This window comes from Pseudomonas sp. R15(2017), assembly GCF_002112685.1.
Lineage (GTDB): Bacteria > Pseudomonadota > Gammaproteobacteria > Pseudomonadales > Pseudomonadaceae > Aquipseudomonas > Aquipseudomonas glycinae.
Genome location: NZ_NEII01000015.1, coordinates 30799 through 45250 on the forward strand (window position 1 = coordinate 30799; position 14452 = coordinate 45250).

The window sequence follows — 14452 nt, forward strand, 5'->3', positions numbered from 1 at the left end:
GCTAGAGCGCCGAAGCCAACCAGCGCGGCGCTACCGGACGATGCTCGCTGAACGGGAAAAACGACGCCTGGGGCCAGCCGCGCAACTCGCGCCGATAGGTTTGCAGTTCGGCATATTGCTCGGTGGTCAGCGTGGTGCCGCCGCCGTCCTCCAGCTCATCGCGATCACGCGCCACCAGGCCATCGGTCGCGGCCAGTTGCGCCGTGCGCCAATGGCGTTCGATATCGGCTGCTTCTTCGGGACTCGGTGGCGGCGGATCCACCAGAATCGGAAACCCGTTGTCATTGTTGACGCCAATCACCTTTGGCGAGACGGCCAATTGCTGCAACAGGGAGATCCAGTACGCCTGAGGAATTTCGATCACATCCTCGGGAATGTCCGAGGTGTTGATACCGGGTACATAAACGGCCCGGGTAGTTGCGCTGAAAAACACATTGAACGGGTTCATTCAGTAGCCCTTTGCAAAATAATAGATACCCCAGTTTGCCGAGACGGCCCCGTTATAACTGCGGACCTTCAAACGGCATCCGGTTCGGCTTTCCGATCCCGCGTACTGAACGACCATGGCTCCATCGCCGCCCGAATGGATGGCGACAATCGATGAAAAGGCGGTCGGGAATGCGATCGGAAAGGTCACATAGACATCGCCATTGGAATCGGTCGTCCCGACTCCCCATTGATCGATGTTGCCGCTGGGAAAGCGCTGGTAACCGACATTGCCGTAGACGCCGGAATGGGCCGTCGCATACCGGTCGCTGATCGATCCGCCGTACAGTCGCCACTGTCCGGTCAACTTGACCAGTTGCGCCGAATCACCGAGGCCAAGCTTGAGTGCGCCGATGGTGCCGTTGCAGGTTTCAATGGCTTCATTGCCGGTGGGACTGATCGTCAGAACGCCATTCCCGGCGTTGAGGATATGCAGGGTCCCGGCATGAGGAATATTGGCAACGGAAGGCAGGGTCGCCGTAATCGGCGTGGCGCTGGAAAAACTGGCCACGCCGCCCACGCTGGCCGCTGTCAAAGTCGTACTCGTCGGATAGGAGGCGAAACCGGAAAACTGCAGACCGCTGCGGCTCACGAAAGCGGTAGTGGCGACCGACTGACTGTTGTCGAACTGCGGCGCGGTCGCAAACAGTTTGTTGCTGCGCAATGCCGTCAGCACTTGGTCGGTTCGAGTCTCGGACGGGGTGAGGCCAGCGGTCTGGATGACGGTCAGCAGCTCCTGAGTGATGCCGTTGCCCCAGCTGGCCGGGATCAAGGATCCCGGCTTGCCGGTGACCGGGTCTTCATCGACAAACTTGCCGTTCACCAGACCTGCGCTGGGAACACTATTGGGGTAGTCCACGGTTTATCTCCTTATCTGAATTCATGGGTTGTGTGAGGGCTTCAGCCAATGTCCGTGGCCAGCCATTGGGGCGCTGACGGTCGTAAAACGGAGGACGGAAATGCGCCGGCACCTGGCCAGTCACGCAAGGCCTGGCGGTACTCGAGCAGCTCCAGATATTGCTGGGCCTTGAGCGTTGTTCCGCGTCCCAGTTCCTGCTCGTCGCGGTGGCGGGTGACTTGCCATTCGGTGGCTGCGAGTGCGGACTGGCGCCAGGCGCGCTCTGCTGCCAGAGGCTCGTTGTCGTCGACCATTGCGACCTGAGCGATGACAGGAATTTGCGGTTCGCACGAAGGTTCGATCGCGGGAGTCGCATCGGCCATCGGCGCGCCGATTTCGACGCTCACACCCTCGGGCACCTGCACCATCGCAGCGACAAAAGCAGGCGCGAAGAGTTGGTCGATCGCGTAGTCACCGGTGTCGATCACTTCGACCGCGACACCGTTTTCAATGCGTGCATACATGACCATTACGCGTACTCCCAGATTTCACAGAAAGCGTTGCCGCCGGCACCGCTCAGAAACGACACAGACGTGTTGTTGGAGCAGGTACCTCCACCTCCGGAACCACGAACCCCCGCATAGCCATTGCCGTTGATACCGGTGGACGACGCACCGCCATCAAACGGGCTGGCCCCTCCGGTACCGGAAAGCACGCCCCAATTGTTGTTGAACATCGCGAACCCACCGCTCATGCCGCGGGCGTTGGTCAGATTGCCGCCCGTGACCACCTGACCACCCGGACCGCCCTGGACGAAGCCGTTCGCCGTGGGTCCCACGGCGACAGCCAGAACCGATCCGCCAGCGCCACCGGCAGCACTCATCAAAGAACCGAACGAAGCGCCGCCCTCCGCCAAGCCAGCCACAGTGCGGGACGCGCCACCAGCGCCCAGCGTGACCGGCACGCCGGCGAGCATGTCCGTTGTCACGTCGTACAGACCTTCCGCATAGGCACCGGCGCCACCGCCTCCGCCAATTCGCAGAGTGCTCACCTCGACAGGTGCACATCCGCCTCCGGAACCTCCCGCGCCGACCAGCCGGACGCGAATCCTTTTCGCATTGGGGTTGGGGCGGTAAACCGTGATCCCGACCGCGTCGATCTGCCTGACCGCCAACAACCGCCCCACCGCATCGGTGATGCCGTAGCCCGCCAGCGTGGTCGGGGTGTTTTTCATTTTGGTGAAGTCGACCAGGGCGCCAATGGCCGTTGCCAACTGATTGGTCTTGCTCTCGTCCGGCGTCAGTCCGGCGGCCTTGATGGCGTTGAGAATTTCTTGCGTGACACTGTTGCCCCAGGCGGCGGGGATCAATGATCCGGGCGTGCCGGCAACCGGGTTTTCATCGACAAAACCGCCGTTGACCAGGCCGACGCCGGGGATGCTGTTTGGATAATCCATTGCACGGTTCCCTGTGCTGCGGTCAGTTGGTTACGCTTGCGCCGGGCACTGCCGGCCAAGTGATTTCAGTGGGGAAACCGGCCTGCTTTTCTATGCGATTCAGCTCCACGCTATAGAGCTTCCATTCGAGCAATTGCAGTTGCTCTTCGTGGCTGGCGTCGCCGATGTCTTCGGCGTATTGCAGGGGGGCGATGCGCAGGACGGCATCGCGCAGCAGCGTGTCGCGCTGTTCCAGCATCTGCTGGCTGATGCTGAGCAATCGGGCCTGTTCATCCACTTGCCAGGCGTCGCCGCGCCACACATGAAATTCCCCCGGCCAGGGCTGCGTTGTGAGGGTATCGGGCAACTCCCCCAACTCACTCCAGATCTGCTGCCCGCCGCCATCCTTGCGGAAAACCGGACCGCGCCGGTCAATCACCTCTCGCGGTACACCGTTGATCAGGGCCCAGGTACGACCGGCTTCTGGCGCGGGCAACTCGAAGGACAACTCCACCGCATTGCCGGGCAGTTGAATACCGATGCCCGGGGTCACAAAAAACTCGACAGGCCCGGACAAGGCGCCCGAGCCGTCAAACAGATAGTTGAACATAGGCACCTCAGATGAGCTTGATACGGCCGGGATAGGCGATGTTGCGAGGGCGGGACTTGAACGCCAGCAGCAGGGCGTTGGCGGCATCCCGCTGATAACTCGTACCGGCAGGGAAGACCGGGCCACCGTTGTACAGCCCGGACACGTATTGCGGTTCTTCACGAGTATCGGCACCGAAACTCGTCAGGCTGTCCGACCACCACGCGCCGACCGCTCCGGCACCATTGGCGCCCATGGCATACGAATGCGTCGAGCCCACCTGAAAAGAACCCATCGCACGTGCCGCATCCACGCCCCGCCCCTCGTCCAGCACTCGCAGAAACTCACCGCGCCCTTCAGGGCCTCGGAAGGTTGCGGCACCGTCACCCGACGTCCATTTACCTTCGTTGCCCGCACGCGCGGCTTCGGTACCCAACATTCCAGATAGCTGCGCGTGGTCCCACAACCAGGGCCACTCGGCACGCTTCATGACTGTACCGTTGAGCGCACCGTAGCCACCGGGACTGAGCAGGATGGTCGTTTCAAAAAACGGTCGGCCGAGTGGAGTGTTGTCGAACCGACCGACTGGCCACCAGCTACCCGCAGCATCGCTGCGCAACTGCCACCAATCCCCGCCGCCCATCAACACCAAAAACGGATAACCGCTGGGTGAAAGATGCGTGTGAAAACGGATGCGGTCGGAACCCGACGCCTGAACGATCAATCGGTTGCCGCTGTTATCCATGCGCCGAACAAACACATCGCGTACACCCAGCGCCGCGTTCGCCGGCGGCAACGTCACCGTCACGGCACTGGATCCGCCATCAATCAGCACCAGGCCCAGCTCCGGGTCAGTCAACGCCCTGGATGCAGTCAGCCGTGTTACCACCGAACGCATCGGACTGGCATTGCCGACAATCGATTGAATGGCTCTGAGCAACTGACCGGTATCGGCCTCGGCGGCTGCCAGCCCGGCGCCAGTAATCACGTTGAGAATCTCTTGTGTAACGCTGTTGCCCCACACCGCCGGAATCAAGGAGCCGGGCGTTCCGGCCACCGGATTTTCATCGACGAACCGGCCATCGACCAGGCCGACGCTGGGGACACTCTTCGGATAATCCATTGCGTTATTCCCTAGTCATAGTTGATATGCACCTTGGTATGCGCCGGTGCCGCCCGGTGGATCAGGCATTCCAGCGCCGAGCCCGGATTCACGCCGAAGCGCTCGCCCCAGTAGCTCGCGCCATAACGCCGGCCGAGCAGCAAGCGGCCGCCAGTATTGAGCGTCCACATGAACTGCGCTTCCCAGGTGCCCCAGTGCGCTGCGCCGAAACGCGAACGGCCCATACGCGGGGCTTCGAGTTCGGTGATGGTGGCGTTGGGGTAACCCTGGCTTTTGGCGATTTCCAGGTAGTAGCCGACGGCCTGGCTGCCGACCGCCAGCAAGCGGCGGCGCACGGCGAGGCGACGGTCGTCGAACAGCGGCGTGGCGCCGAGGCACGGGTCGGGCAGGTTCATCACCTGCTCCCAGTCCGGCACCAGTTCGCTGACGCCGGCCGGGTCCATCTCGTTGAGCAGGTCGGCGGCGCGAGCGTCGAGGCGCGCCAGTTCGACGGCGACGCCTTGCAGCACTTCCTCAAGCTCCGGCACGCGCTCCGGATCCCATGCCGGACCGCTCGGCAGCAAGGCGCGCAGTTGCGCCTGGTATTGCGCGGCGGTTCTTATGGCAGCCATACGCAACCCCCGAAGGTGAGCAGTTCGCTGTCACCCGCGGCCACGTTCGCCACCGGGGCTGACAGCACGTGATCGGTTTCACCTGCCGCGCTGCTGATCGCTTCGCGGATATGGCTGATCAACAGATCCTCGCCCAGGTCGGCTTCACGGTTATGCAGGTCGCGCAGCTGAGTTTCGACGGCGGCACGCACGGCAGTGGTGTCGGGGATCAGCTTCAGTTGATAAGTCACCGGCTTCTGCACCGGCGGGCGTACATGCACTTCGGCAGTCACCGGGCGCAACGGCTCGATATAAGCCTGCACTTCGGCCAGTTGATCGGCATTCGGCACCGGTTGCGGATCGTCGTCGCGCATGATGTACACGCCGACGGTGCCCGGCCCGAGGAAGCCGCCACGGCACCACGCGCGGGTCACACCCGGTACTTCCAGCGCCCAGGTTTCATAGTCGCTGGCCGAACCGCCGTGGGGGATCACGCGATAGGAGCGGATCACCCGCGAGCGCAATGACTCCAGGCTTTCCCGCGCCACGCCGCCATTGAGCCCCGGCGCCAGCACCACAAAACTGTTGCTGACCACACCGGCGATCGGCTGCACCGGCGTCAACGCCAGCCCGGCCTCGGCGTTACCCAGACTGCCGGCATCCAGCGCGGCGATGCTGGTGCTGTTGACGCCATTGACGGTGGTGCGCGCGACGGTGACTTTGAAGGTGCGACCGTCACTCGCCTGCAGCAACGTATCGGCGTCCAGCACCGCGCCCGCCGTGGCGCTGAAGCTGACCGTGCCGGTGGCAACCTGCGCCGGTTTGCGCGGTTGGTTCAGGCGCAGTGCGGCGATGCGTTCCAGGGTCGATTCATCGGCGGTGTCGGGCAGGATCTGCTCGGCAATCCAGTCAAGGTAGCCATACAAACCGTAAGCGGCACCACCGAGTGTACGGGCCAGGACTTGCGCATCGGACTGGCGCAGCGAATCGCCGGCCAGGTCGCTTTGGGTGCGCTTGATCAGCACCGGCAGCGAAGGGGTTTCAAACGGCATAGATCACCTGCCAACTGTTATCGGGGTTGATGTCCAGGCGTTCGCCGTCGGCCAGGGTCAGGACCGAGCGCAGGTTCAGGCGCTGGGCGTCGAGGCGTTCGCTGATGATGTCGATGGCGCTGCAGTGGCCGTCATCGATCAGCCACTGCAAGGCTTCGCGGGCATAGAACTCGGCGTCCATCTGCGTCTGGCGGGTCAGCTTGACCCGGCGCAACAGCCACAGTCGTGAGCCGATGCGATCGTCGGCCACGGTGGGAAAGGTGTCGCCCCACCAGCCGAAACGCTCCTCGTCGTCGAGGGCATCGTCGTCGGCGGCGCGGCGCCAGGTGAACAGGCTGATCAGCACCGCACGGGTCAGCGCGGCGTGGAGGTTCTGACTGAAAAGCATCACTGACCTCCCGCCGGCGCGCCGGTCTGGCCACTGCCCGCCTGCACGCCAACGTGCACGTGCTTGATCTGGCTGATGCCGCCGGCCACTTGATCGCCCTTGGAAACGATCTTGCCGGTCTGGTTGATCACCGGCGTCTCGAAGTTCACGGCGGTGCTGGCGCGGATATTGAGCGTGGCGGTTTCGATGTCGATGATCCGCCCGCGCTTGAAGTGAATCTTGTCGCCCTCGTCGGTGTAGATCGCCACCTCGCCGGCCGCCAGCGATTGCAGGCGGTAACGGCGGTCGGCGACCACCAGAGCGATGGCGTGAGAACGGTCACCGCCGAGAAACGTGACGACACCTTCGGCACCGGCCAGCGGATGGCTGGTGAAGCCGTAGGGTTCGAAGTGCTCCATGTCGTCGTTCACTTCACCGGCGGTGAGGCGCATTTGCAGCGATTGCAGCTTGGATGCCGAATTGGCGAGCACGACAGTGCCGCGCGCCAGCAGGCGTGTCAGTAGGCTCATGAATTGTCCTCAGGACTTTGCCAACACAAAACCTGTGGGAGCGGGCTTGCCCCGCGATGGCGGTGTGTCAGGCAAAGTAGTGTTTGCGGTAACCACCGCTATCGCGGGCAAGCCCGCTCCCACAGGGTCAGGTGATGCCAGTCAGGTTCGGCGTCAGGCTCAGGTTTTTTTCGGGGGCGTCGGATTGGCGTCGAAGGTATGCGGCGGCGCCACTTGCAGCGTGGTCACCGAGCCTTGCGCCGACAACGAATACGTAACCTTGGAGATCAGCATGTCGCCATCGAAGCCGAGTACCGGATCCTTGACCTTCACCAGCGTGTTGTGGCGCCACAGATCGCCGTTGGACTGGCGCCAGCCCTGCACCTGATACGTGGTGGTCAGCGCCCGGCCCATGCGCGTGGCGCTTTCCCACTGGGCCCGCTGCTGGGCCAGTTCGAACGTCAGTTGCGAGCCCTCGTTGATGATCGTGGTGCGCCGGCGTTTGAAGCTCAGGTCGGTCGCCGTCGATTCCACTTCGCTGGCTGCCGCCCCGCTCTTCTTGTCGTTGCCCTTTTGCTGGCCGATCACCTTGTATTCGGAGAACACCTGGCTGTGATCCATCGGCGCATTGGCCGAGAGAATGTTCTTGCCCAGCTCCAGCGCATCGCTCGCGCGGCCGCCGCTGCCCGGTTTGGCCAGCACCAGCCGCCCCTCGGCGTCATCGGTGGAAAACACCCGGTACAGCGAGAGCAGACGGTCGATCGACTGAAACACGGTTTCACCCGGAACGATGGTGTGTTTGCTCAGGCGTGCGGTCTCGGGAATTTCGTTGACCACAAACTGCGTGTATTCCCCGGCCAGGGCCTGGACGATGCTCAACAGCGATTGATCCTGCCATTGGCCGGGGATATTTCGCGCCGCACAATCGACCAGATCCTGGGTCTTGGAACTGCCTTCGATGCTCAGGCTGATCTGCCGCCCGTCATAGCTGATCGGGGCCTTGAACACATAACCGGTGAGCACCAGATCCTGGCCGATCCGCACTTCGCACGGGTCGCCGGCCTTGATCCGCTGATCCACGGTCTGCCCCGGCCATTGCCAGGTGATGTCGAGTTTGAAGGTGCGGAACTGACGCTCCAGGTCCGCGGTGATCTGCACGCTTTTCCAGCCGCCGTACTCCATGTTGTTGACGGTCAGCGTGACGCGGTTGTCAGTCTCGTTCATGGCTCACTCCCTGGAAACCTTGACTTCGTTGGGTGAGTACCCCGGATGAGACAGACCATTGCGCTGAATGACCTCGGTCACCCGGGTGGCGTCGCCAAACTGTTTGTAGGCCACGACCACTGCCGGAAAGGTTTCCTGGAACGTTTTGCTGACCAGTCGCACACCGGACGAAGCCACGGCCTTGAGGTGCGCGATCAGCGCCTCCTTCACATCGGCGATGGCTTGATAGTGCGCGGGGTCGGCCTTGTCCTGGGCCTTTTGCAGCGCTTCGTTCAACTCTTTTTGCAGGGCTTGCAGATCGTCGGTGACCGGAACTTCCTGACGGCTGACCGGCTGCTTCGATTGCTGGTCCAGCGAGGGTGTCGAGGTCAGTTTCACCGGTGTCGACGCCACCGGCATCGAGGCCACCCACTGCGCCACTTTGACGATCAGCGTGTCCTGCACCAGGTTGGCCATCGCTTGCGCGGCGGCGTTGGTGTCCTTGCCGGTGGTGATTTTCGGCGCGTCGGCCTTGCGGATGGCTTCGATCTGTTGGGACACGTCGGCAATCACGCCACGGTAGCCCTCCTTCGCGAATGCCTTCAGCTCCTTGATATCGCCGAGCAACCCCTTGAACTCCGCCGCCACTTCCTTGGGCAGCTCCTTCACGGCTCTGACCAGTTCGGTGATCTGCTTGTACTGCGCGATCAGCGGTTTGAGCTGTTCCTTGATCACGTCGTACACCCCGGTGAGGCTGTTGCGCAGATTGGCGATGCCGATCCGCGCCGCCTTGATCAGGGTCATCGCCTGTTCGAAACGCGCCACCGCCGAGCCGAGCAAACCGTCGGCCTTGATCAGCAGGACTTTTTGCGTGCTGACCGTCGCCGTCGGAAACGGCAGCGGCCGGTCGGGGTAGAACTTCAGGCTGAACGTCACCATCCCGCCGTCCTGGCGGGTATGGGTCATGTCGCACTCGCCGACCTTGACCTGCAAGCGCCCCAGCCACGGATGCACCAGTTCGCCGCTGCCCTGCTCCAGGGCCTGGAGCAGCTTGTCGCGCTGCTCCAGGCAATCGGCACCGATGATGAACGCCGTCAGATCGTGGGTCTTGGCCTGCTGGCCGAGGTCCTCGAAAAACGGCAGGTCGCGTTGCGGGTATTCGTGCAACTGCCCCTTGCGACCGACCGGGGTTTTCGCCTGGTCGATCCAGAAACCGACACCGCGAAAGGATGCCGGCAACAAACGGTCACGCCAGTTCATTGGAACCTCCCATGGAGAGCGAGCGATAGCCGATGCGCGAACTGAGCGCCAGCCCCGGTTGATTGGTTTGCGGTTGATCGGTGCGCAGCCCCGCCGGCGCGTTTTCGAAGCGTACTGTCAGGCCGCCTTCGAGTTGCGTGCGGTTGTTGGCGGCGCTTTGCTGGATCAGGGCGCCAGAGGATTGCGGCAACGAACCGCCCTGCAACGCACTGCCACCCTCGGGTTTCGGACTGGCACCGAAGAAGGCCGGCGCCAGTTCACCCTTGCCTTCGGCATTGGTCTGGCGTTGCGCTTCAGTCAGGGTTTCGACCTTGCCGGTGACCTTGGCGATCAGCCCGGCGAAACCTCCATCGAACAACTCCTTGATCGGCGCGATGACGGTTTGCAGCTTTTGCCACAACTCGCCGAACCACCCGACAATCGGCCCCCAGCTCTCGATGATCTGATCCAGGGGTTTCCATTCGAACAGGCCGTGCAAAAAGTCCACGACCGGCGCGGACAGCGCCAGCACAACACCCCACAGCGCCGAAAAAACCTCACCGATCGGCTGCCAGTACTGCGCAATCTGCTCCAGTGGCGACCACTCGAACAGACCGGTGAAAAAGCCTTTGACCTGTTGCACTGACGTTTGCAGTGCCGTCCAGATCGGTTCGAAGAATCCGACAACACCACCCCAGGCGCTGGTCATCATTTCCATCGGGAAAAAATCGAACAGTGCCCGCAACGTATCCCGGGTGCTTTGCACGGCCGATTGCAGCGTCGTCCACACCGGCTGGAAGTACGCAACAACACCGCCCCAGGCGCTGGTAATCATCTGCATGGGCGAGAAGTCGAATAACGACACCAGAAAATCTTTAGCCGGTTGCGCGACCTTTCGCAGGCCGCTGAGCATCGGTTCGAAGAACCCGACAACACCGCCCCACGCACTGTTGATCATCTGCATCGGCGAGAAGTCGAACAGGTCTCTGAGGAACGCCATCACCGGCACACTCAAGGCCTTGAGCAGTTCCCAGATCGCCGAAAACAGACCGGTCAACGGCCCCCAGTTTTCCAGGATCAGGCCTGCGGGCGACCACGAGAAAACCGACTTGAAGAAGTCGATCACCGGCGCGGTCACGACCTTGACCTTGTCCCAGATCCCCGAGAAGAAACCGGTGACCGGTTCCCACAGCGCCGCCAGTGCCTCCAGCGGCCGCCAGTCGAGTACCGAGCGCAATGTCGCCATTGCACTGGCCCCGGCATTTTTCACGCTCTCCCACAATCCGGTGAAGAACGCGGAAATCGGTGTCCAGTTGGCCACGATCAAACCGGCCGCCACGGCAATGCCCATGGCGATCAGCATGATCGGGTTGGTCTTGAGCACCATGCTCATGACGTCCATCACCTGAGTCATACCGGTGACGGCGGTCTGCATGGCGGAAAACGCAATCGCCCCCGCTGCCAGGCCTTCGACCAGTTTCGGGTTGTCGGCCAGCAGGCTGCCGACCTGGGTCAGCATCGGCTCCAGCCCGACCACCAATGCGCCCACCGCCGGCACCAGTGCGGCGTCCACCGCAGCGGATACCTTCTCCATGGATGCGCTGAACACATTCATGTTCTGCGCGGCGGCTTTCGGTGTTTCCGGCAGGTCGACGGTTTTCGCCGTCTCGCTGACCTCGGCAAGCTTGCCCTGAAACGCCGCAGCCGATTTGATGCCGTCCACGAACGGCGTAATCACGCTGCCGCCCTTGAACAGACCGCTGATGTCGAGTTTGCCGAGGCCGGTCTGTTCGAGGTTTTTCTTGAAGTCATCGACCTTCACTCGCAGGGCGCCGAGTTTGGGTGACAGTTCGTCGATGCCGGTAAGCAGCACCGACGCTTTAGCTTTGGTTTCTTCTGCCATCACTGCACCTGCTGCATCGCATTGATCCGTTGCGCGTGCTCCAGCGATTCGCGAAGCACATCCAGTGGCCTGGCCATCATCTGTTCGGGGTCAACCTTCCAGAACCAGGCCAGGTCATAGGCGACCGAAATCAGGTCGGTGATGGCTCCGACGCCGCACTCATGAAAAAACTCGCAACGGCCCAGCTCAGCGCGTTGAGGTCAGCCAGATCCAGCTGGTTGACCGACGACGGCGGAATGCCGGCGCACACGGCGATGTATTTGGCCGCCACGTCCATGTCGAGGCTGACCTCTTCGCTCTTGTCGATCTTGTACGGCAGCGCCTTGATCGCTCGCACCTCCTGCACCGTCGGACGGCGCAGGACGAGTTCGGTCAGGGGCTCGCCGTGAGCTTCGATCGCAACCTGAAGCTTCACGGCGCCGCTCATTGCCAGGTCCCCTTGATGCCTTCGAATTTCAGTTCGATGGTGGCGTCATCGCCTTTGGAGACGGGTTCTTCGACCAGGTAGGCACCGGCCAGTACATAGACTTTGCCGTTGCTGAATTCGCAGGTGACGGTGATGTCGGTGCCTTCGATCAGCTTCTTCAGCGGGAAGTCGGCGGTGTGCAGCGCGGTCACCTTGAACGACGGCGCGATGTCGGTTTCCTTGTAGAAACCCGGCACGACGGTTTCGCGTTTGACGGCCATCAGCGGGGCTTCGCAGCCGCCGTTGATAGTCAGTTGTGCACCGTCGACCTTGACGTAGCAGGTGCCTGCAATCAGTTGACCCATGGTGTTACTCCCTTCAAATAAAAAGCCCACGCAAGGTGGGCTGAAATCACAGTGTCAAACGGGCCGATCAGGCGACGTCGTCGTACTGCAGGCGGAACTGGTTGAGCAGTGCGAACACGCGCAGACCGTTGATGTAATCCGGCGGGAACAGCACGTTCACGCGGCTCGGGTCCTGCACGTCGCGCTCGACGATCAGGTGCTCGGCGAACAGCTCGGCGTTTTCCACGTGGCCTTCGAGTTCGAGCTTGGCGTACTGGGCGATCAGCTCGCCGCGAATGGTCGCCGGGGTGACGATCGGCTGGCCGGCGCCGAAACGGGTGCCGTCGGAAGCCAGTTTGTGGCGACCGTACTTGCTGGTGATCACGCTTTGCAGACGACGCACGATGAACGCCGACTGGTGCATGGTTTCGCTGTCCAGGTACGAGTTGTCAGCCTGGCCGTAGGCGTTTTTCTGGTAGGTGGTGATCGAGCGCTGGATGCGCACGTAGCCGCCTTCGTAGTACGCGGTGGCGATGCCGTAGTTGAGCAACGACTGACGCTCGGTCAGGGTGAAGCGCTCGCTCGCTGGGGCCGGATCGACGCCTGGCAGGCTGCCGCTCTGGGTCGGACGGCTGGCGTCGGCGGAGATGAACACCGCCGTGCGCGCAGCCAGTGCTGCGGCCTGTACCCACACCGGTTGCGGAACGCCCGGCTCCAGCGCCTGAATGGTCATGTGCTGGTCGTTGCGTGCCTGACCGGCTGCCACCAGCGTGCCGACGGTGCCGCGCTTGGCGCTGTAGACGTGACCGAACAGTTGCTTGGCCCACGACCAGCGACCGGTGCTGTCGTCCATCACCGCTTGCCAGGTGTTGAGGGTGGCCAGGTCGGACCATGGCAGTGCGATGAATTCGAACGGCTCATCGCCCAGTGCAGCAACCGCTTCAACCTGGTCCGGCACACCGACGCCGCCGGTCATGGCGGTGATCGCGGTGGTCAGGCCGGCCGGGGTTTCTTCGCCGTTGCTCTTGCCCAGGCGATTGAATTGCAGGCTGATGTCGTTGCCGCTCTCGCCGGTCCATTTGGCGTTCAGAGTGACGACGCCTTCAGCGGCCGCAGCGCTCACCGGCAGATCGGCGGTGGCGTTGATTTTCTGGGCCAGGGCGCTGGCCGCCTGGGCAGCGGTGGCACCGTTGACCACGGTAGCCTGGACGCGGACGCCGCCGACATACAGGTTGAGCACGCCAGCCTGGGTCGCGGTGCCGGTCAGGGTCAGCACGCCTTTGGCGATGGCGCCGGTGGCGTTGTGCAGCGGCAGGCACCAGATCTCACCGATCGGGTCGGCCTTGCGGAAGGTCTCGTACATCGACGCCAGCATCGAGCCCTGGCCACCAATGCTCTTGGCCAGCGCCACGCTGGAAACCAGCACCAGTTTGCCGACTTCGCCCGGGGCGATGTTGTCGTTGACCTGCGCCACGATCAGGCGGCGCATGGACGAGGACGCACTATTGGCGGCCGAATTGTCCATTTCGGCATAGAACAGCGGTACACGAATGTCCGCAGGAATGTTGCTGAATCCGATCGCCATTATTTGGCTCCCTTTTGTTTGGCTGTTGCGGTTTTGAGGGTGATATCGCCGTCGGCCAGACGCCGGCGCCACCAGGCGCTGTCCAGCACTTCACGGCCTTCCAGTGGCAGCAGGTCGCCGGCTTCCGGGTCCGGCACGGCACGGCCGGCGGCCGGCACTACGGTGATGCGGTTGCTCATGGGGTTACGTCTCCAGAGAAAGTCATTTCCACGCGCCCGTCAGGGCCCGGGCGTTTCAGGTTGGGGTCGGCCGGGTCGATCGCATCGACCCGCACGGTGGCCCCGGTAAAGGACGACAAACCGTCCAGTTCGCGTTCGTGCCAACTCTCCGCAGGCTGACTTGGCAGATTGCGGCCCTGCTGGAACTCAGCGAAAAAGCGCAGCCGGTAGAACGCGCGGCTGCTGTTGATCGAGACCGTTTCGCCGCCGTCGTAAACGATGGCGCTGTAGTTGGAATCGGGTTTGAAACCCACCAGCGCACGCCACAGTTCGGCGCGCAGGTCGTGCAACAGATCCAGCGCTTTTGTAGCGTCCGTGGCATCAAGCACCAGGACGATTTCGAAGCGGTCGCGGATCGGCTGGATGGCGGAGTTCTGTGCGGTGCTGGCGCTGGCCAGATCCTCCAGCGGTAAAACATGGGCCGAGGGCATCGGCAGATTCGGGTCGCCTTGCAGAAGCACCAGGTCGACACCTGTCGCGATATGGCCGGCAAGGCTTGGGCATTGCGCACGCAGCTGCGTGAGGATCGGGGAGATCTTCATGGGGAGCGTTCCAGGATGTGTGA

At 62.6% G+C, this 14452-nt stretch carries 18 protein-coding genes; all 18 read right to left on the reverse strand.

The window, feature by feature from the left end; all coding sequences use genetic code 11:
• Position 1 precedes the first annotated feature (1 nt).
• The 18 genes from CAF77_RS25655 to CAF77_RS25740 all read right to left on the reverse strand — a co-directional run bounded on the left by CAF77_RS25655 (position 2) and on the right by CAF77_RS25740 (position 14429).
• Positions 2-448 carry a hypothetical protein gene (locus tag CAF77_RS25655; protein WP_064379053.1) on the reverse strand — a complete coding sequence of 149 codons (447 nt, stop codon included), beginning with the start codon at positions 446-448 and terminating at the stop codon, positions 2-4.
• Entirely contained in the window at positions 449-1345 is an 897-nt protein-coding gene (locus CAF77_RS25660) for a hypothetical protein (RefSeq protein WP_064379052.1), read from the reverse strand.
• A gap of 41 nt (positions 1346-1386) precedes the next feature.
• On the reverse strand, positions 1387-1854 hold the full coding sequence (locus tag CAF77_RS25665) for a phage tail assembly chaperone (RefSeq protein WP_064379051.1): 468 nt from the start codon (positions 1852-1854) through the stop codon (positions 1387-1389).
• Positions 1854-2780: a hypothetical protein gene (locus tag CAF77_RS25670; protein ID WP_085655602.1), complete on the reverse strand. Its 927-nt coding sequence runs from the start codon at positions 2778-2780 to the stop codon at positions 1854-1856. Before CAF77_RS25670 ends, CAF77_RS25665 begins: the two co-directional genes overlap by 1 nt.
• Before the next feature lie 22 nt (positions 2781-2802).
• Positions 2803-3369 carry a tail fiber assembly protein gene (locus tag CAF77_RS25675; RefSeq protein ID WP_064379049.1) on the reverse strand — a complete coding sequence of 189 codons (567 nt, stop codon included), beginning with the start codon at positions 3367-3369 and terminating at the stop codon, positions 2803-2805.
• A gap of 7 nt (positions 3370-3376) precedes the next feature.
• Entirely contained in the window at positions 3377-4471 is a 1095-nt protein-coding gene (locus CAF77_RS25680) for a phage tail protein (RefSeq protein ID WP_085655603.1), read from the reverse strand.
• Between the two features lie 11 nt (positions 4472-4482).
• The gene (locus CAF77_RS25685) at positions 4483-5082 is read right to left on the reverse strand and encodes a YmfQ family protein (protein ID WP_011332730.1); all 600 of its coding nucleotides are present in this window, start codon (positions 5080-5082) and stop codon (positions 4483-4485) included.
• Positions 5070-6113 (reverse strand): baseplate J/gp47 family protein, encoded by a 1044-nt coding sequence (locus CAF77_RS25690; protein WP_064379047.1) that lies wholly within the window; start codon positions 6111-6113, stop codon positions 5070-5072. Before CAF77_RS25690 ends, CAF77_RS25685 begins: the two co-directional genes overlap by 13 nt.
• The gene (locus CAF77_RS25695; protein ID WP_064379046.1) at positions 6103-6501 is read right to left on the reverse strand and encodes a phage GP46 family protein; all 399 of its coding nucleotides are present in this window, start codon (positions 6499-6501) and stop codon (positions 6103-6105) included. The genes CAF77_RS25690 and CAF77_RS25695 overlap by 11 nt, the downstream gene beginning before the upstream one ends.
• Complete coding sequence (locus CAF77_RS25700) at positions 6501-7010, reverse strand: phage baseplate assembly protein V (protein WP_011332728.1); 510 nt, start codon at positions 7008-7010, stop codon at positions 6501-6503. Before CAF77_RS25700 ends, CAF77_RS25695 begins: the two co-directional genes overlap by 1 nt.
• Before the next feature lie 159 nt (positions 7011-7169).
• Entirely contained in the window at positions 7170-8213 is a 1044-nt protein-coding gene (locus CAF77_RS25705; protein ID WP_085655604.1) for a phage baseplate assembly protein, read from the reverse strand.
• A gap of 3 nt (positions 8214-8216) precedes the next feature.
• Complete coding sequence (locus CAF77_RS25710; protein WP_085655605.1) at positions 8217-9452, reverse strand: DNA circularization protein; 1236 nt, start codon at positions 9450-9452, stop codon at positions 8217-8219.
• Positions 9439-11334: a hypothetical protein gene (locus tag CAF77_RS25715; RefSeq protein ID WP_064379043.1), complete on the reverse strand. Its 1896-nt coding sequence runs from the start codon at positions 11332-11334 to the stop codon at positions 9439-9441. The genes CAF77_RS25710 and CAF77_RS25715 overlap by 14 nt, the downstream gene beginning before the upstream one ends.
• A gap of 130 nt (positions 11335-11464) precedes the next feature.
• Positions 11465-11761: a phage tail assembly protein gene (locus tag CAF77_RS25720; RefSeq protein WP_003222226.1), complete on the reverse strand. Its 297-nt coding sequence runs from the start codon at positions 11759-11761 to the stop codon at positions 11465-11467.
• The gene (locus CAF77_RS25725) at positions 11758-12105 is read right to left on the reverse strand and encodes a phage tail tube protein (protein ID WP_007908779.1); all 348 of its coding nucleotides are present in this window, start codon (positions 12103-12105) and stop codon (positions 11758-11760) included. Before CAF77_RS25725 ends, CAF77_RS25720 begins: the two co-directional genes overlap by 4 nt.
• 67 nt (positions 12106-12172) lie before the next feature.
• Positions 12173-13669, reverse strand: coding sequence for a phage tail sheath subtilisin-like domain-containing protein (locus CAF77_RS25730; RefSeq protein ID WP_064379042.1), 1497 nt, complete (start codon positions 13667-13669; stop codon positions 12173-12175).
• The gene (locus tag CAF77_RS25735) at positions 13669-13848 is read right to left on the reverse strand and encodes a DUF2635 domain-containing protein (protein WP_007954893.1); all 180 of its coding nucleotides are present in this window, start codon (positions 13846-13848) and stop codon (positions 13669-13671) included. The genes CAF77_RS25730 and CAF77_RS25735 overlap by 1 nt, the downstream gene beginning before the upstream one ends.
• Positions 13845-14429 carry a hypothetical protein gene (locus tag CAF77_RS25740; RefSeq protein ID WP_064379041.1) on the reverse strand — a complete coding sequence of 195 codons (585 nt, stop codon included), beginning with the start codon at positions 14427-14429 and terminating at the stop codon, positions 13845-13847. Before CAF77_RS25740 ends, CAF77_RS25735 begins: the two co-directional genes overlap by 4 nt.
• Positions 14430-14452 lie beyond the last annotated feature (23 nt).

Coding starts and splice junctions, on each gene's coding strand:
- CAF77_RS25700 (WP_011332728.1), bottom strand. CDS start 7,010: ATGAGCCTACTGACACGCCTGCTGGCGCGCGGCACTGTCGTGCTCGCC.
- CAF77_RS25730 (WP_064379042.1), bottom strand. CDS start 13,669: ATGGCGATCGGATTCAGCAACATTCCTGCGGACATTCGTGTACCGCTG.
- CAF77_RS25720 (WP_003222226.1), bottom strand. CDS start 11,761: ATGAGCGGCGCCGTGAAGCTTCAGGTTGCGATCGAAGCTCACGGCGAG.
- CAF77_RS25715 (WP_064379043.1), bottom strand. CDS start 11,334: ATGGCAGAAGAAACCAAAGCTAAAGCGTCGGTGCTGCTTACCGGCATC.
- CAF77_RS25725 (WP_007908779.1), bottom strand. CDS start 12,105: ATGGGTCAACTGATTGCAGGCACCTGCTACGTCAAGGTCGACGGTGCA.
- CAF77_RS25690 (WP_064379047.1), bottom strand. CDS start 6,113: ATGCCGTTTGAAACCCCTTCGCTGCCGGTGCTGATCAAGCGCACCCAA.
- CAF77_RS25695 (WP_064379046.1), bottom strand. CDS start 6,501: ATGCTTTTCAGTCAGAACCTCCACGCCGCGCTGACCCGTGCGGTGCTG.
- CAF77_RS25705 (WP_085655604.1), bottom strand. CDS start 8,213: ATGAACGAGACTGACAACCGCGTCACGCTGACCGTCAACAACATGGAG.
- CAF77_RS25655 (WP_064379053.1), bottom strand. CDS start 448: ATGAACCCGTTCAATGTGTTTTTCAGCGCAACTACCCGGGCCGTTTAT.
- CAF77_RS25710 (WP_085655605.1), bottom strand. CDS start 9,452: ATGAACTGGCGTGACCGTTTGTTGCCGGCATCCTTTCGCGGTGTCGGT.
- CAF77_RS25675 (WP_064379049.1), bottom strand. CDS start 3,369: ATGTTCAACTATCTGTTTGACGGCTCGGGCGCCTTGTCCGGGCCTGTC.
- CAF77_RS25685 (WP_011332730.1), bottom strand. CDS start 5,082: ATGGCTGCCATAAGAACCGCCGCGCAATACCAGGCGCAACTGCGCGCC.
- CAF77_RS25740 (WP_064379041.1), bottom strand. CDS start 14,429: ATGAAGATCTCCCCGATCCTCACGCAGCTGCGTGCGCAATGCCCAAGC.
- CAF77_RS25665 (WP_064379051.1), bottom strand. CDS start 1,854: ATGGTCATGTATGCACGCATTGAAAACGGTGTCGCGGTCGAAGTGATC.
- CAF77_RS25735 (WP_007954893.1), bottom strand. CDS start 13,848: ATGAGCAACCGCATCACCGTAGTGCCGGCCGCCGGCCGTGCCGTGCCG.
- CAF77_RS25680 (WP_085655603.1), bottom strand. CDS start 4,471: ATGGATTATCCGAAGAGTGTCCCCAGCGTCGGCCTGGTCGATGGCCGG.
- CAF77_RS25670 (WP_085655602.1), bottom strand. CDS start 2,780: ATGGATTATCCAAACAGCATCCCCGGCGTCGGCCTGGTCAACGGCGGT.